Genomic DNA, 16600 nt, shown 5'->3' on the forward strand with positions numbered 1-16600 from the left:
GAGTTCTACGCACGTAGACGGTGTGCGTAGGGAGTAGAACGTAGGCCCCGTCACACCGTGGGGCAAGACCGCCGTGCGCGGTTGGGTGAGTCGATCAAGCTAGGGCAGCGGATGGTCGAATCCGCTCATTGGACGGGCGGTTTCGCAACCCGCAGGGCGTGTACGAGGTCACGGTGGTGCGTGCCGGAGAGCGCTTCGGCGGCCCGCAGGAGCCGGGGGGTGAGCCATTGCGGATCGCGGCGGGCGAGGCGGACCGCCTCTTCGGCGGTGCGGACCTTGACGAAGGCGCCGAGCAGGGCGTCGGCCTCGCGGGTCCGGCCGGACCCGGCCAGGGCCATGGCGGCCTCGGCGATCTCGGCGGCGGGGCGGGCCGCACCCTGGCGCAGCAGCGCCTCGCAGTCGGCGTACCGGCCGGCCTCGCCGAGGGCGGCCGCGGCCGCGGCGAGCCGCTCGGGCGGGAGCGAGGCCGCCTCCCAGAGCAGCGTGGCCCAGTCGGCGGCGAGTCCGGCCCGGACCAGCTCGTCGGCCAGTCCGGGCAGCCGGCCGGCGGGCCAGGCCGCGGCCTCGCAGAGCAGCGCGTGGGCCTCCCCGCCGCGCCCCTGGGCCCGCAGCCCCAGCAACTCCCCGATCACCGCGGCGATCCCGCCGGGGCCCGGCCCGGCCGCGAGGGGCGCGGCGGCCCGCACGTCGGGGAGTCCTTGCCGCCGGAGAACAGGATCACCGGCTTCTCGAACTCGCCCGCCACCTCACGGAAGATGTGCACGGCCTCGGATTCGAGGGCGTCGAGATGGCTCAGCGCGAAGAGCGAGCCGGCCGCCTCCGCGGCCCGGACGGTCGTCGTCATGCCAGACCCCTTTCGGTGAGCAGTGCGTACAGGGCGGAGGCCGACTCCCGGACGCTCTGGGTGTGGGACTCGATGCGCAGGTCAGGGACCTCGGGAGCCTCGTACGGGTCGTCGACGCCGGTCAGACCGGAGATCTCGCCCGCCGCCTGCTTGGCGTACAGGCCCTTGACGTCACGTACGGAGCACACCTCGACCGGGGTGGCCACGTGCACCTCCAGGTAGGGGGTGGCGGCGGCGCGGTGCCGCTCGCGGACCGCCTCGCGGCTGTCGGCGAACGGGGCGATCACCGGGACCAGCACGAGCACCCCGTTGCGGGCCAGCACCTCGGCGACCATGCCGATCCGCTGCACGTTGGTGTTGCGGTCGTCCCGGGAGAAGCCGAGGTCGGCGGAGAGGAACTTGCGGATCTGGTCCCCGTCGAGGACCTCCACCCGCCGGTGCTCCCGGCGCAGCAGCCCGGCCAGCTCCTCGGCGATCGTCGTCTTGCCGGCGCTCGGCAGCCCGGTGAGCCACACGGTGGCCCCCGGCCAGCAGGAGCACCGCCGGGCCTCGGATTGCGGCCGGGCCTCGGGCCGGGGCCGGGCGCCGGATTGCGGCGGGGCCGCGGGGAGGGTTGTCACGAGTGTCATCGGTCTGCTCACGCTCCTTCGGGGCGGAGGGTCAGGCGGTCCTTCGTCGCGGTGGTGACCGCGGACCGGCTCGAGGGCCAGGGGAGGGTCTCGCCCCTGCGCCACAGCTCCGTCTGGTCGTCGTAGTGGTCGTTGAAGGCGTGCCCGGAGGCGCCGGTCAGGTTGATCCAGCGCGAGGCGTCGAAGTCGGCGAAGTCCACGACCATCCGCATCGAGGGCACCCAGTTCACCTCGTAGCCCTTGGACGCGTCCCAGCCGGTCGCGTCGACCGTCGCCGAACCGCCGCCGACCTGCACCGGCTCGTGGTTCAGCAGCCACTGCACGGGCGCGGGCCCGCCGGTGCCCAGGGTGTCGTTGCGCAGGGTCAGGGTGTGCAGGGCGCCCCACCGCCACTTCGCCGGATCGGGGCCGAGCCGGCCGGACAGCTCCTTCGCCGCGTCGTCCAGGGCGGCCCGCAGCACGTCGTCGCGGGTGCGCAGGCCCCGCGGGTCCTTCGCGTTGCGCCACCAGGCGTCGTCCGGCGAGGTCAGCAGCTTGCGGACGATGTCGTACCAGAGCCCGCCGCCGTCGACGTGCAGCTGGGCCTTGTTGCCGTCGAGCTCGTCGTAGAACGTCAGCTTCAGCAGGTTGCTCCACACCGCGTTGAAGTACGCGGCCGCCGCCGAGTCCGCGCCTTGTCCGAAGTCCCAGCCGCGCAGCAGGTCCTGGGCGGAGCGGGAGTCCTTGCCGGGGGTGACCGCCAGCAGGTACGGGGTCAGGGCCGCCGCGTTCTCGTTGTGGTCGTCGAGCTGGATCCGCTGCATCGCGGCGGCGTCCAGCTTGCCCGCCTTCTCGATCAGCTGCGCGATCCGTTCGCTGCGGTAGCCGTCGCCCCAGTTGCGGGTCAGGTTGTACGGGTACTGCGGGCCGGCCGCCGCGTTGTTCGCGGTGACGATGTAGCCCGACGCCGGGTCGAAGGAGCGCGGCAGCGCGTCGAAGGGCACGAAGCCCTGCCAGTCGTACTCGCCGGTCCAGCCCGGCACCGGCCAGCGGCCCTCGCCCTTGCCGCGCACCGGGATCCGGCCGGGCGCCTGGTAGCCGATGTGGCCCTGGCGGTCGGCGTAGACCAGGTTCTGGGCGGGGGAGGAGAACAGCGCCGCCGCGGCCCGGAAGGAGTCCCAGTCCTTGGCGGTGTCCAGCTGGAACACCGCGTCCATGGTCCGGCCGGGGTCCAGGGCGCTCCACCGCATCGCGACCGCGTACTCGGCGCCGCCGCCGCTCTCGCGCTCCACGCCCGGGATCCGGCCCTCGGCGGCGAGCGTCTTCGCCTTGGGGAAGGCGTCGGAGATGACGGGGCCGTGGACGGTGGAGCGGACGGTGATGGTGCGGTCGGGGCCGCCCGCGACCTTCAGGACCTCCCGGCGGGTCTCCAGCGGCCGCTGCTCGCCCTTGTAGGCGTACGTCGAGCCGGTGATGCGTTCCACGAACAGGTCGGTGTCGGCGGGCGCCAGGTTGGTCACGCCCCAGCCGATGTCGCCGTTGTGGCCGACGATCACCCCGGGCATCCCGGCGAAACCGAAGCCCGACACGTCGTACGGGCAGGCCGGGCCGGTCGCGTTGCAGTGCAGTCCGCCCTGGTACCAGACGCCCGGCATGGACGGGGACAGGTGCGGGTCGTTCGCGAGCAGCGGCTTGCCGGTCGTCGTGCGGCTCCCGGCCACCACCCACGAGTTGGAGCCGATGCCCGAACCGCGCGGCCCGAGCACCTTGTCGATCCCGGAGAGGGCGTCGGAGGCCCCGGCCATCGGCCCGTACGAGGCCGTCGTCGCGGCCGTCGCGGCGGTCGCGGCGGTCGCGGCGGTCGGCGCGGTCGCGGCCGCGGACGCCGCCGGACCGGCCGGCGCCTCGGGCACGGTGCCCTGGCTGTCGCCCGGGGAGACGATGGGCCGCCACCGGGAGAAGTCGTACGTGGGGAACAGGGAGTCGACCTGGGCGTCGGTCAGGGTCGCGGCGAGCAGCGCGTGCCGCACCTGGTCCGAGAGGGTCGCGTTGAGGTTCCACGCCATGGCCTTGAGCCAGGACACCGAGTCGGCGGGCGTCCAGGGCGCCGGGCCGTACTCCAGACCGCCCAGCTTCAGCAACGGGTACTCCACCCCCAGGTCCGCGCCCTTGTGGCCGGCCAGGTAGGAGTTCACCCCGGCCGCGTACGCGTCGAGGTTGGCCCGCGACTGCGGGTCCAGCAGGGCGACCTCCTGCTCGGCGACCCGCCGCCAGCCCATCGTGCGGATCAGGGAGTCGGTCTCCACCTGGCTCTCGCCGAACAGCTCGGAGAGGCTGCCGGAGGTGATGTGCCGGCGGATGTCCATCTCCCAGAACCGGTCCTGGGCGTGCACGAAGCCCTGCGCCAGGAACAGGTCGTGCGGGTCGTCCGCGTAGATCTGGGGGACGCCCGAGCCGTCCCGGGCCACCGTCACCTTCCCGTGCAGACCCGCCACGGTCAGCTCGCCCGACACCTGCGGGTGCGAGGCCCGCACCATCCGGGTCGCCGCGAGGCCGGCCACACAGGCGACCGTCACCAGCAGCACCGCCAGGCACCAGGCGGTCACCCGCAGCCTGCGCCACCAGCGCGAGCTGCGCCGCGGCGCGGCCGAGGCGCCGCGCACCTCCTGCGGGCCGCCCTGCGGCGCGCCCTCGCCGGACCCCTCCTCACCCGGTGCGCCGGCCCGGGTCAGCGGATCCATCACATCGCTCATGTCGTCCGTTCCCATTGCTCGGCGGAACCCTGAGCTCCCGACGGTCGCAGTCGCGCCGCCGGTGCGTAAGCCGGGGAATCTCCCGACAGTCGTTCCGCTATTCGTTCGCTACCGGCCGGCCGTCGGCCGGGGGAGCGGCCCGGCAGCGGACCGATAGCGGGCCGGGAGCGGCCCGCGGTTGAGTGGGGTCACCGGGGGACGCCGCAGCGGCGGAACCGGTCCATTTCACCCTTGGTTTTTCCGGACACGAAGGCGGGGACATGCCGGCGACAGCGCTCTGGGCGGCACCACGATCACGTTCGACCGCGTTCTTCCGGTCGATGCTCCAGCACGGCGACATCACCGCCCTGCACGAGCCGTTCTGCAACGTCGCGGACTTCGGGGAGACCGAGGTCGAGGGCGCCGTCGTCCGCTCCGAACGCGAGCTGATCGACGCGATCCGCGAACTCGCCCGCCACCGGCCGGTGTTCTTCAAGGACACCACCGACCACCGCTACGCCGAGGTCCTCGCCGACAAGGAGTTCCTCGCCGGGACCCGGCACACCTTCCTGCTGCGCCGCCCCGAGGAGATCGTCTCCTCCTTCTACGCCCTGCAGCCCGACATGGAGCTCTCGGACGTCGGCATCGAGGGCCTGTACGAGATGTACCTGGCCGTCCTCGCCGCCGGGGGCGAGCCGCCCGTGGTCGTCGACTCCGACGACCTGGTGGAGCGGCCGGCCGCCACGATGGCCGCGTACTGCGCCGCCGTCGGCATCCCCTTCCGCCCCGAGGCGCTCAGCTGGGACGCCACCGCCCGCGGCGAATGGCAGCGCACGGACCGCTGGCACGTCGCCGTCGCCAACAGCACCGGCTTCTCCAAGAGCCGCACCGCCTACCGGCACACGGCGGAGAACAACCCGGAGCTCGCACGGTTCGCCGCGCACCACCGGCCGTTCTACGAGTTCCTGTGGGACGCCCGCCTGCGGGTGGACCAGGAGGCCCGCGCCCTGTGAGGAAGACGGCCGGTGGCAGGCCCTCGGGCCGGCCGCCGGCCGCCGGCAGGGTCAGATCACCGGCGGGCGGCCCAGCCGGGTCATGCGCCACACCGTCCGCCACCGCATGGGGCGACGCGGCGGACAGGGCGTCCGCACCCCCTCGAAGAACCCGGCCCACCACGACTTCAGCCCCGCGAGCGGGGGGCGCTGGACCAGGGTGTACGCCGCCCACGAGGCGAGGTACACCGGCACCAGGACGGCGGGCAGGTGACGCTTGGCCAGCCAGACCCGGTTGCGCGCCGTCATCCGGTAGTAGACCGCGTGCCGCGCCGGGGAGGTCTTCGGATGCCGGAGCACCAGCGCGGGCTCGTAGAGGACGTCCCAACCGCGGTCGACCGCCCGCCAGGCCAGGTCGGTCTCCTCGTGCGTGAAGAAGAACGGGTCCGGCCACCCCCCGGTCTCCTCCAGCATCGGCATCGACAGCGCGTGTCCGCCGCCCAGGAACGTCGTCACCAGGCCGCGCCTCATCGGGTCACCCGCCCGCAGACGGGGTACGTGCCGTCTCTGCGTCCGGCCGTCCTCGTCCGCGATGCGGAACGAGACGATGCCCAGCCGCCGGTCCGCCGCGTACAGGTCGCAGATCCGCCGCAGGACGTCCGCCTGGATCAACAGGCCGTCGTCGTCCAGGTCCACCAGGACGTCGACGTCCCCGAACTCCCGCAGGCGGCGCCAGGCGACGTTCCGGCCGCCCGACACCCCCAGGTTCTCGTCCAGCTCCACTGCGGTCACACCCTCGGGCAGGCCCGTCAGGACCGTCCCGTTACCGACCACCACGACCCGGGCGGCAGGTTCGTCCTGCTCGGCCACCGAGGCCAGCAGAGCCAGCAGCTCGGGCATCCGGTCGCCCCTCGTCAGCACGGCGACACCCACACGCGGCCGGGTCACGCACACCACCACTTCCTTCGGGCACCAGGTCAGAGGCGAGCCTACTGCCGGCCCGCGCACCGCGGGCCGGGGCCGTCCACGGATCAGAGGGCGGCGGCTGCCAGTGCGCGGCGGTCCACCTTGCCGTTGCGGGTCAGCGGGACCTCCTCCAGCACGACCACCCGCCCCGGCAGCATGTACACCGGCAGCACCGTGCGCAGGTGCGCGTGCACCTCCGCGAGCGACGGGGTGTCCGTACCGGTGACGAAGGCCGTCAGCACGGGCTCACCGCCCTGCGGGCGCACCAGGTCCACCACCGCGTCCTTGACGCGCGGATGCGTCAGCAGGACCTCCTCGACCTCGCCCGGCTCGATGCGGTGCCCGTGCAGCTTGATCTGGGTGTCGATGCGGCCCGCGAACTCCAGGCCGTCGTCCCCCTCCGTCCAGCGGACCAGGTCGCCCGTCCGGTACAGCCGGGCGCCGTGCCCGCCGTAGGGGTCCGGTACGAACTTCAGCGCGGTCAGCCCCGGCCGGTTCAGGTAGCCCCGCGCCAGGCACACGCCGCCGATCAGCAGCTCGCCGAACTCGCCCGGCGGCTCCTCGTGCCCGTCCGGGCCCACCACGTGCGCCTCCAGGTTCGGCATCGCCTCCCCGATCAGAGGCTTGGGCCGGCCCAGCTGCGGCTCGTGCCGCTGCTCGGTGCAGGCCACGGTCGCCTCGGTGGGCCCGTACTGGTTGTTGACGATCCGCGTCGGCGAGGACCAGCGGTCCGCCTGGAAGCGGCTCAGCTGCTCCCCGCCCACGTTCAGTACCCGCAGCTGCGGCAGCTGCTCCGGGTCCAGCAGCGGCAGGATCGCCGTCGTGAACACCCCGATCGTGACGCCCTCGTCACGCATCAGGGCGCCCAGCGCCCGCGGGTCGAGCAGGCTCAGCGACGAGCCCTGCACCAGGCAGGAGCCCGTGGTCAGGGCCCCGAAGATCTCCAGGACGCTCACGTCGAAGCAGGGCGTGGTCAGCTGCAGCCAGCGGTCGCCCGGCCCGATCGAGAACTGCCGGGCCATGTGCGAGGTCAGGTTGACCACGCCCCGGTGCGGCAGCAGGGTCCCCTTGGGGCGTCCCGTCGACCCCGAGGTGTAGATGACGTACGCCAGCTGGTCCGGGTGCGCCGGCAGCTCGGGGTCGGCCGCGGACAGCCCGGTCAGCATGTCCGCCGTGAACGGGTCGTCGAGGCAGACCGCCGCGGCCTCCTCGGGGACCTGCCCGGCCAGCGAGGTCGTGGTGACGACCAGCTCGCAGCCCGCGTCCCCCATCAGATAGCCCAGCCGGTCCACCGGCTGCGCCGGGTCCATCGGCAGGTACGCCGCGCCCGCCTTGAGGATCGCGAGCATCGCCAGCGGCAGCCGCGGACCGCGCTCCATGAGGATGCCCACGACCGACTCCCGGCCCACGCCCATCCGGCGCAGGTGCGCCGCCAGCCGGTTGGCCCGCCCGTTCAGCTCCCCGTAACTCCACTGCTCGCCCTCGAAGCGCAGCGCGGGCGCCTCGGGGATCCGTCGCGCCCAGTCCTGCACGAGCTCGTGCAGGCATGCCTGTCCGTTCATTCCCGACCGCCTCCAGCGTCCGTGTCCGCCGGCCCGGATCCGTTCCGGCCGGCCAGCAGTTCCTCCACCTCGTCCTCGCTGAGCTCGCCGATCTCCAGGGCCAGGCGCGCGATCGCCTCCACGTCCACGCCCTGGTCCCGGCCGGCCGCTTCCACGAGGGCCGCCTGGCTCTCCACGTCGGTGGCCGCGAAGACCTCCCGCAGGGGGATCTCCACCCCGAAGACCTCCGCGGTCAGCGCGGCGATCCGGGTCGCGGCCAGCGAGTAGCCGCCCAGCTCGAAGAACTCGTCCCGTACGCCCACCCCGTCGACGTGGAGCACGCTGCCCCACACCTCGGCGAGCAGCGACTCCACCGGCGTACGGGGGGCCAGCCGGCCCGTCTCCAGGGCGGGCCGGGCGCTGCCGACGGGCGGCAGGGCCCCCCGGTCGGCCTTGCCGCTGACCGCGAGCGGCAGCCGCTCCAGTGCCACGAAGTGCGCGGGCACCATGTGTTCGGGCAGGGTCCGGCGCAGCTGCCGGCGCAGGTCGCCGACCGGCAGCTCCCCGCCGCCGTCCGGTACGCAGTACGCGGCGAGGGTGGTGTCGCCGGTCTCCCGCACCGCCTTGACGACCGCCTCCCGGATTCCGGGCAGCGCCGTCAGGGCCGCCTCGATCTCGCCGAGCTCGATGCGGAACCCGCGGACCTTGACCTGGTCGTCGATGCGGCCGAGGTAGTCCAGGCCGCCGCCGGCCCTCCAGCGGGCCAGGTCCCCGGTGCGGTACATCCGCTGCCCGGGCTCCCCGAAGGGGTCGGGCAGGAAGGCGGACGCGGTCAGCGCGGGCCGCCCGTGGTAGCCGCGGGCCAGCCCCGCGCCCGCCACGTACAGCTCGCCCGCCACGCCGACCGGCACCGGACGCAGCGCGCGGTCCAGCACGTACGCACGGGAGTTGGCCATGGGCCGGCCGATCGGGACCGGCCCCGGGGCCAGCACCTCGCCGGGGCCCACCTGCAGGGCCACGCAGCCGACGGTGGCCTCGGTGGGCCCGTACTCGTTGGTGACCACGGCGCCGGGGAAGCGCGACCGCCACTGGTCCAGGAGTTCGGAGGTGAGCATCTCGCCGCCGATGACGAGGTCCCCGGTGGGCGAGTACGCCTCGGGCAGCCCCAGCAGGATCGGCAGGTGGCTCGGGGTGACCTTCAGGAGGGACAGCCGGCCCTCCCCGCCCGGCAGTTCGTCGGTGCGGCCGTCGAGCCCGCCCAGTACGATCCGGCCGCCCGCGGTCAACGGCCCCAGCAGGGTGGTCACCGACAGGTCGACGGAGACCGGCGAGTGCAGCAGCGCCGAACCGGTCAGGCCCGGGTAGTCCCGGCGGCAGGCGGCCAGGTAGTCGGCGAGCGCGCGGTGGCTGATCAGGACGCCCTTGGGCCTGCCCGTCGAGCCGGAGGTGTAGATGGCGTACGCGAGGTGGTCGGGCCGCAGCGGGGCCCGCCGGTCGGCGTCGGTGACGTCGCCCGCCGCGCAGCGGGCCAGCGCGGCCCGGGTGGCGGGCGCGTCCAGGTCGAGGCGCTCGGCCGCGTCCGTCGCCGCCTCGGGGACGGCCGTGGTGGTGACCACGGCCGAGGGCGCCGCGTCGGAGAGCAGGTGGGCGATCCGGTCGGGCGGCAGCACCGGGTCCACGGGGACGTACGCGGCACCGGACTTGAGGACGGCCAGCACGGCCGTCACCGTCTCGGCCGAGCGCGGCAGCATCAGCGCCACCGTGCGCTCGGGGCCCGCGCCGCGCTCGATGAGCAGCCGGGCCAGCCGGTTCGCGGCCCCGTTGAGCTCGCCGTACGTGAGGGTGCCCGCGTCGCCGACCACGGCCGGGGCGTGCGGGTGGGCGGCCGCGCGGGCCTCGACCAGGGCCGGGGTGAGCTCCGCGGGGACCTCGGCGGCGGTCCGGTTCCACTCCGTGAGCAGGGTGTGCTCGTCCTCGGGGCGCAGCAGGGGCAGCTCCCCGATCCGGTCCGCGGGGCGGGCCGCGGCCGCCGCCAGGAGGGTCTCGTACTGGGTCCACATCCGGGCGACGGTGGCCTCGTCGAAGAGGTCGGTGCTGTAGTCGACGACCCCTTCGAAGCACTCCCCGGAGTCCCACAGCTGCACGTTGAGGTCCAGGTGGGTGGCCTTGCGGCGGACCGGGACGGTCGACAGCTCCAGACCGTCCAGCGCCACGGCCGGCAGCGGCGCGCTCTGCAGCAGGAACATCACCTGGGCCAGCGGCTGGTGGCTCAGGTCCCGCTTGGGCGCGAGCTCCTCCACGAGCCGGTCGAAGGGCAGGTCCTGGTGCTGCATGCCGTCGAGGACGGTCTCGCCGACCTGCGCGGCCAGTTCGGCGAAGCTGGGGTTCCCGGCGAGGGAGGCCCGCAGCAGCAGCACGTTGATGAAGCAGCCGATCACCTGCTCCACCTGCGGGGTGCGGTTGGCGACCCCGCTGCTGACGGTGACGTCCTCGCCGCCGGTCCAGCGGCCCACCGTCGCGTGGAAGGCGGCCAGCAGGGCGGTGAAGGGGGTGACGCCGAGGGTGCGGGCCGCCTGCCGTACGGCGGCCGAGGTCAGCGGGGACAGCCGTACGGGCAGGGTCGCCCCGCGGAACGACTGCACGGGCGGCCGCGGCCGGTCGGCGGGCAGCTCCAGCACCGGCTGCATCCCGGCGAGCCGCTCGCGCCAGTAGCCGAGCAGCTCCCCGGTCCGCTCCCCGTCGAGCTGCTCGCGGTGCCAGGCCGCGTAGTCGACGTACTGCACCTCCGGCTCGGGCAGCTCGGGCCGTCCGCCGGCGCGCAGCACCGGGTAGGCCGCGGCCAGTTCGCCGACGAAGATCCCGCAGGACCAGCTGTCGGAGACCAGGTGGTGCATGGTGACGGCCAGGACGTGGTCCTCGGCGCCGAGCCGCAGCAGCTCGACGCGCAGCAGCCGTCCCGTGAGGTCGAAGGGGCGGGCGGCGGCCTCGGCCACCAGCGCGGCCAGCGCGTCGGGGTCGGCCGCTGCCGCGTGGCCGGTCAGGTCCCGTACGGGCACCTCGACGAGGTGGTCCTCCTCGACGATCTGGCCGAGGACCCCGTCGACCGTGCGGAACACGGTGCGCAGCGACTCGTGGCGGCGCACCACCTCCCGGACGGCGCCGGTCAGGGCGAGGGTGTCGAGCGGTCCGCGCAGTCGCACCGCGAAGGGCACGTGATAGGCGGAGCCGCCCGGGTACAGCTGCTCGATGATCATGATCCGCTGCTGGGCGTGGGTCGCCGGGAACATGATCTGTTCGGGGTGCATCAGGGCCATCGGATTCTCCACGTACGTCATGAGCCGGTCTTCTGGCTGCCGATCCGGCGGGCGGCCCGCAGGGCCCGCAGCGCGTCCTTTCCGCCGCCCGGTGCCGCCGCGGGAGCGGCACCCGGCGCGACGAGGCCGACCTGGCGGGTGCGGTCGATCCGGGTGATCCGGCCGGCGCCCGCGCCGCCCTGCGCCGGTGCCGCGTCCGCCGCGGCGAGGGCGTTGTCCACGGCCGCGGCCAGGTGCTCCAGCGTCGGGGTCTCGAACATCACCCGCAGGGGCAGCTGCGCCCCCAGCGACTCCCGCACGCGCACCGCGAAGCGGGACATCAGCAGCGAGTGGGCGCCGTGGTCGAAGAGGTTGTCGGTGCGGCCGACGGCCCCGGTGCCGAGCAGCTCCGCGAGGATCCCCGCCAGCTCCCGCTCGGTCGCCGTGGCCGGCTCGGCGCCGGGCCCGTCCGCCTCCGGCGCGGGCGGCTTGAGCGCCGCCCGGTCCACCTTGCCGCTGGTGCCCAGGGGGAAGGCGTCCACCCACACGAAGCGCGCGGGCACCATGTAGGCGGGCAGCACCCGCGCCAGCTCCTCGCGCAGGGCGCGGGTGGTGCCCCGCTCGTCGAAGTCCGCGCCGCGAGAGTCCCCGCCCCCGCGGACGTAAGCGATCAGCACCGCCGGGGCGTCCGGCGAGGGGCGGTGCACCACGGCCACGCCCTGGCTCAGCTCCGGCAGCCGGCTGAGCGCGGCGTCGATCTCGCCCAGTTCGATGCGGTGGCCGTTGACCTTGACCTGGTTGTCGACCCGCCCCAGCAGCTCGGTCCGGCCGTCCGCCGTGGTCCGCGCCAGGTCCCCGGTGCGGTACAGGCGGGCACCGGGGGTGTTCCCGTAGGGGTCCGGTACGAACTGCAGCGCGGTCAGGCCCGGCCGGCCCAGGTAGCCGCGGGCCAGCCCGGAGCCGCCGATCAGCAGCTCGCCGGCCGCTCCGGCGGGCACCGGTTCCAGCGCCCCGTCGAGCACGTACACCTGCGTGTTGGCGACGGGGGCGCCCAGCGGGGTGGCGGCCCCCGGTACCGCGGTGACCTGTGTGCCGGTCGACCACACGGTGGTCTCGGTCGGCCCGTACAGGTTCCACAGGGTCCCCGTGCCGAACGACAGCAGCGTGCGGGCCAGCCCGGGGGAGAGGGCTTCGCCGCCGCTGGCCATCGCCAGCCCCGGGGTGCCGGTCCAACCCGCCTCGCACAGCAGCCGCCAGGTGGCGGGGGTGGCCTGCATCGTCGAGAAGGCGCCGGAGTCCAGCCGCACCCGCAGCTGCTCCCCGCTGGCCGCGATCCTGCGCGACGCGATGTGCGAGCAGCCGCCGGTGATCAGCGGGAGGTAGGCCTCCAGGGCGGAGATGTCGAAGGAGAAGGTGGTCACGGCCAGCAGCCGGCCGCCCTCGGCGGGCTTCAGCAGCCGGACCATGGCGGCCAGGAAGTTGGCCAGCGCGCCGTGCGGGACCTGCACCCCCTTGGGACGCCCGGTCGAGCCGGAGGTGTACAGCAGGTAGGCCGCCTGGTCGGGGCGTACGCGGACGTCGGGCGGGGAGGCGGGCAGCACGGCCAGCTCCGCGGCCAGTTCGTCGAGGACCAGCCGGACCGGGCCGTTCACGGCCGACCCGGCGGTCCCGGTCGTCCCGGCGGTCCCGGTCGTCCCGGCGGTCCCGGCCGTTTCCACCGACGAGTCGGTGATCACGATCCGGGCCCCGCTGTCGGCCAGCAGGTACCCGATCCGCCCGGCCGGCAGGTGCGGGTCGACCGGCAGGTAACTGCCGCCCGCCCGCAGCACCGCGAGCATCGCCACCACCATGGACTCGTCGTGCGGCAGCCGCACGGCCACGGTCTCCTCGGCCCGCAGCCCCCGCGCGAGGAGCAGCCGGGCGAGCCGGTTCACGGCCGCGTCCAGCTCCCGGTAGCTCAGCGTCCGGGCGGCGCGCACGCGGTCCGCGTCCGGGGCGGGCCCGGCGCCGAGCGCGTACTCGGTGTCGTCGAAGGCCAGGGCGGGCGCGTCGGGCGTCCGGGCGGCCTGCGCGGCCACCAGCTCGTGCACCGGGACCTCCGAAGTCCCCGGTACGGCCGTGTCGTTGCGGCCGTGCAGGACGGCGGCCCGCTCGGCCGCGGGCATCAGCGGCAGCAGGGCGGCGGGACGCTCCGGGTCCGCGGCGACGGCGTCCAGCAGGGCGCACAGCCCGGCGGCCATCCGCTCGGCCGTGGCGTCCTCGAACAGGGCGCGGTCGAACTGGAGCAGCCCGCTGAGCGTGCCGTCCACCTCGGCGAAGGTCAGCTGGAGGTCCATCTGGGCGTGCGGCTGGTCCAGGGCCACGGGCCGCATGTCCAGCCCGCCCAGGTCGAACCGGGAGGCCGGATCGCCCAGGACGAACGCGGCCAGGGGTCCCGACTGGAGCGTGAACAGGGCCTGCACCAGCGGGGTGCGGCTCGTGTCGCGCGCCACCCGGCTCCGCTCGACCAGCAGCGACAGCGGCATCGCGCCGTGCCGCAGGGCGGCCGGCACGCGCTGCGCGGCCCGCCGCAGCAGGGCGGTGAAGGACTCGCCCGGCCGCAGGTCGGCGCGCAGCACCGCGGTGTTCAGGAACGGCCCGACGACCTCCGCCGTGTCGGCGTGCTCCCGGCCGTGGACGGGGGAGCCCACGAGCAGGCTGGCCTGCCCGGCGGTGCGGCCCAGCATCAGCTGGTACGCGGTCAGCAGGACGGTGTAGAGGGTGGTCCCCTCGGCGCGGGCGAGGGCGCCCAGCGCTGCGGCGGTCCCCGGCTGCAGCCGGAAGCGCCGCGCCCCGGCCGGGGCGCGCCGGCGGGCCGGCCGTACGTGGTCGGCGGGCAGTTCCAGTACGGTCGGGGCGCCCGCCAGCTCGCGCTGCCAGAACTCCCACAGCCGCTCGCCCTCCGCTCCGGCGAGCCGTCCGGCCTGGCGGTGCACGGCCGCGCCGAAACCGGGCACGGCCCGCGCCCCGGGGGCGGGGCCACCGGTCTCGGCCCGGTAGTGCGCGCCCAGCTCCCGCAGCAGGATCTCCAGGGACCACAGGTCGCAGACCAGGTGGTGCAGGGAGACGACCAGCCGGTGCCGGCCCGGTCCGCAGCGCAGCAGGGCCACCCGCAGCAGGGGGCCGGCCTCCACGTCGAAGGGCCGGTAGGCGAGCGCGGTCAGCTCGGCCCGCATACGCTCGGCCGGCCAGGCGCTCGCGTCGGTCTCGGTGAACTCCGGCTCCAGTTCGGCGTGGACGCGCTGGACGGGGCCGTCGCCGACCTCGGGGAAGGTGGTGCGCAGGGCCGAGTGGCGTCGTACGACGGACGCCAGCGCGCGGCGCAGCGCGGCCGTGTCCACCTCGCCGGAGAGCTCCGCGGCCGCGGCGAGGTGGTACGCGGTGCTGTCCGGGTCCATCCGGTGCATGAACCACATGGCCCGCTGCCCGTGGGAGAGTTCGCCGTCGCCGGGCGGGGTGTCGGCGGGCGGCGCGGGCGCCGTGCCCGATGCCCCGGCGTCCGCGGCGGCGATCGCGTCGGCCAGCTCGGCCAGGGTCAGCGAGAACGCCTCCTCCGGGCCGAGCGCGAGCCCGAACTCCCGCTGGAGCCGGTGCAGGAGCCGTACCGAGTCCAGGGAGTCCAGGCCCAGGGCCGCCGGGGAGGCGTCCACGGGCACCTCCTCGGGCCGGGTCCGCAGCAGTACGGCCGCGGCCCGCCGCAGGTGGGCCAGGACCGCCTCGCGGTCACCGGCGGCCGGTACGGGCGCTTCCGCGGCCGCGCCCCCGGCCGCGCCCCCGGCCGCGGCGGCCGGCGGCTCCTCGTCGGCGTGGACGGCGGTCACCAGCAGCTCGCCCGCCAGGTAGGCGGCGCGGCAGGCGTGCCGGGCCACCTTGCCGCTGGAGGTGCGCGGCAGCGAGGCCGTACGGATCAGGACCACGGCGCTCGGGCGCACCTCGTGCTGCTCGGCGATCTTGGCCTGTACGGCACGCGCCAGCTCCGCCGGGTCCGCCAGCCCGTGGCCGTGGATCAGCTCCTGGACGACGACCAGCCGCTCGACGCCGTCGGCGCCGGTGACGGAGAAGGCGGCGCCGCCGTTGCCGCGCAGCGCGGGCGAGCAGCGCTCGGCGGTCAGCTCGATGTCCTGCGGGTAGTGGTTGCGGCCGCGGATGATGATCAGGTCCTTGCGGCGGCCCGTCACGTACAGCTCGCGCGCGTCGCCCTCGCCGGAGAGGAAGCCGAGGTCGCCGGTGCGCAGGAAGCCGGTGCCGTCGCCGCCCTCGACGAGCGCGCCGAAGGTGTCGGCGACGGCGTCGGTGCGGTTGAAGTAGCCGCGCGCCACGCTCGGGCCGGCCACCCACACCTCGCCGACCTCCCCGTCGGCCACGGGGAGCCGGGTCTGCGGGTCGACGATCTCCAGCCGCTGCTCGGGCGGCAGCACCCCGGAGGCGACCAGTTCGCCGGCCACGCCGGAGCCGGCGGGCGGCTCGCAGGTGCGGAAACCGGTGCCCGCGGGGCCGCCCGTCACCAGCAGGGAGCCCTCGGCCAGCCCGTAGCAGGGCAGGAAGGCTTCGGGGCGGAAGCCGGAGACGGCGAAGGCCTCGGCGAAGCGGTGCAGCGAGGCCGGGCGGACGGGCTCGGCGCCGTTGTACGCCACCTGCCAGGACGACAGGTCCAGCGCGGCCCGCTGCTCCTCGGTGGTGCGCTCGACGGCCAGGTCGTAGGCGAAGTTGGGGCCGCCGGTGACGGTCGCCCGCTCCTCGGCGACCACGCCCAGCCAGCGCAGCGGGTCGCGGGCGAAGGTGCTCGGCGCCATCAGCGACATCGTGCCGCCCGCGCGGACCGTGCCCATGACCGAGCCGATCAGGCCCATGTCGTGGTACATCGGCAGCCACGACACCCCGCGCATCCCGGTGTCCAGCCCGAAGACCCGGCCGATCATCGCGGTGTTGTGCAGCAGGTTGCCGTGGCTCAGGACGACGCCGCGCGGCGTCGAGGTGGAGCCGGAGGTGTACTGGAGGAAGGCCGTGGCGTCCTCGCCGATCCGCGGGGCGTGCCAAGTCGGCGCGTCCTCGGCGCTCATCGCGTCGGTCGCCACCAGCCGCAGCGGCGGCACCCCGTCGGCGGAGGCCAGGCGAGGCGCGAGCCGGTCGCGGATCACCGCGGTCGTCAGTGCCGTGTCCGCGCCGCTGTCGCGCACGATCGCGGCGAGCCGCTCGGTCGAGCGGACACCCCGGCTCGGCGGATACGCGGGGACCGCGACGACGCCCGCGTACAGGCAGCCGAAGAAGGCGGCCACGTAGTCCAGTCCGGCGGGGAACAGCAGGACGGCACTGCGCCCGGCAAGTCCCAGGTCCGCCAGGTGCGCCGCCACGGCCCGGGCGCGGGCGTCGAGCCCGGCCCAGTCGAGGTGCTCGGGCTCGCCCGGCTCCTCGGAGTGGAAGCGGAAGGCCGTCGCGTGCGGGCGCTCCTGTGCCGTACCGGAAAGTACGTCTCGCCAGTTCATCAGGGTCCTTTCGTGGATACCCCCACTTTCAGAGGGGGGAGGAAGCGAAACTCCCGCGGAGCAGTGCAGGACGCGGCCTTGAACCTCTTGGGCGAAGACTCG

General features: G+C 74.9%; 8 protein-coding genes and 1 pseudogene. 1 reads left to right on the forward strand and 8 read right to left on the reverse strand.

Features of this window, described 5'->3' with window-relative positions:
• Positions 1-125: 125 nt before the first annotated feature.
• From K7B10_RS10055 to K7B10_RS10070, 4 genes and pseudogenes are all read right to left on the reverse strand, one after another.
• Positions 126-686 (reverse strand): hypothetical protein, encoded by a 561-nt coding sequence (locus tag K7B10_RS10055; protein WP_229335766.1) that lies wholly within the window; start codon positions 684-686, stop codon positions 126-128.
• A gap of 5 nt (positions 687-691) precedes the next feature.
• Positions 692-844: pseudogene (locus K7B10_RS10060) on the reverse strand (sulfate adenylyltransferase subunit CysD); the annotation flags it as partial.
• A complete protein-coding gene (cysC, locus tag K7B10_RS10065; protein WP_372481545.1) occupies positions 841-1464 on the reverse strand; it encodes an adenylyl-sulfate kinase in 624 nt (207 codons plus the stop codon). The gene cysC and the pseudogene K7B10_RS10060, both read right to left, overlap by 4 nt.
• A gap of 17 nt (positions 1465-1481) precedes the next feature.
• Positions 1482-4205, reverse strand: a complete 2724-nt coding sequence (locus tag K7B10_RS10070) for a penicillin acylase family protein (RefSeq protein ID WP_229335768.1) — start codon at positions 4203-4205, stop codon at positions 1482-1484.
• A 260-nt stretch (positions 4206-4465) separates the two neighbouring features.
• Here K7B10_RS10070 and K7B10_RS10075 point away from each other — a divergent pair, with 260 nt between their 5' ends.
• Positions 4466-5197, forward strand: coding sequence for a sulfotransferase-like domain-containing protein (locus tag K7B10_RS10075; protein ID WP_229335769.1), 732 nt, complete (start codon positions 4466-4468; stop codon positions 5195-5197).
• 51 nt (positions 5198-5248) lie between these two features.
• Here the strand turns inward: K7B10_RS10075 and K7B10_RS10080 are convergent, their stop codons facing one another.
• The 4 genes from K7B10_RS10080 to K7B10_RS10095 all read right to left on the reverse strand — a co-directional run bounded on the left by K7B10_RS10080 (position 5249) and on the right by K7B10_RS10095 (position 16498).
• Positions 5249-6124 carry a glycosyltransferase family 2 protein gene (locus K7B10_RS10080; protein ID WP_229335770.1) on the reverse strand — a complete coding sequence of 292 codons (876 nt, stop codon included), beginning with the start codon at positions 6122-6124 and terminating at the stop codon, positions 5249-5251.
• Positions 6125-6207: 83 nt separating this feature from the next.
• Complete coding sequence (locus K7B10_RS10085; RefSeq protein WP_229335771.1) at positions 6208-7704, reverse strand: non-ribosomal peptide synthetase; 1497 nt, start codon at positions 7702-7704, stop codon at positions 6208-6210.
• A complete protein-coding gene (locus tag K7B10_RS10090) occupies positions 7701-11018 on the reverse strand; it encodes a non-ribosomal peptide synthetase (protein ID WP_229335772.1) in 3318 nt (1105 codons plus the stop codon). Before K7B10_RS10090 ends, K7B10_RS10085 begins: the two co-directional genes overlap by 4 nt.
• Entirely contained in the window at positions 11015-16498 is a 5484-nt protein-coding gene (locus K7B10_RS10095; RefSeq protein ID WP_267501361.1) for a non-ribosomal peptide synthetase, read from the reverse strand. The genes K7B10_RS10090 and K7B10_RS10095 overlap by 4 nt, the downstream gene beginning before the upstream one ends.
• Positions 16499-16600: the final 102 nt, after the last annotated feature.

The organism is Streptomyces flavotricini (genome assembly GCF_020639365.1).
GTDB classification, from domain to species: Bacteria; Actinomycetota; Actinomycetes; order Streptomycetales; family Streptomycetaceae; genus Streptomyces; species Streptomyces flavotricini.

What these genes read in the sequence shown, in the direction of transcription:
- K7B10_RS10090 (WP_229335772.1), bottom strand. Translation starts at nt 11,018, where the DNA reads ATGACGTACGTGGAGAATCCGATGGCCCTGATGCACCCCGAACAGATC.
- K7B10_RS10085 (WP_229335771.1), bottom strand. Translation starts at nt 7,704, where the DNA reads ATGAACGGACAGGCATGCCTGCACGAGCTCGTGCAGGACTGGGCGCGA.
- K7B10_RS10075 (WP_229335769.1), top strand. Translation starts at nt 4,466, where the DNA reads ATGCCGGCGACAGCGCTCTGGGCGGCACCACGATCACGTTCGACCGCG.
- K7B10_RS10095 (WP_267501361.1), bottom strand. Translation starts at nt 16,498, where the DNA reads ATGAACTGGCGAGACGTACTTTCCGGTACGGCACAGGAGCGCCCGCAC.
- K7B10_RS10070 (WP_229335768.1), bottom strand. Translation starts at nt 4,205, where the DNA reads ATGAGCGATGTGATGGATCCGCTGACCCGGGCCGGCGCACCGGGTGAG.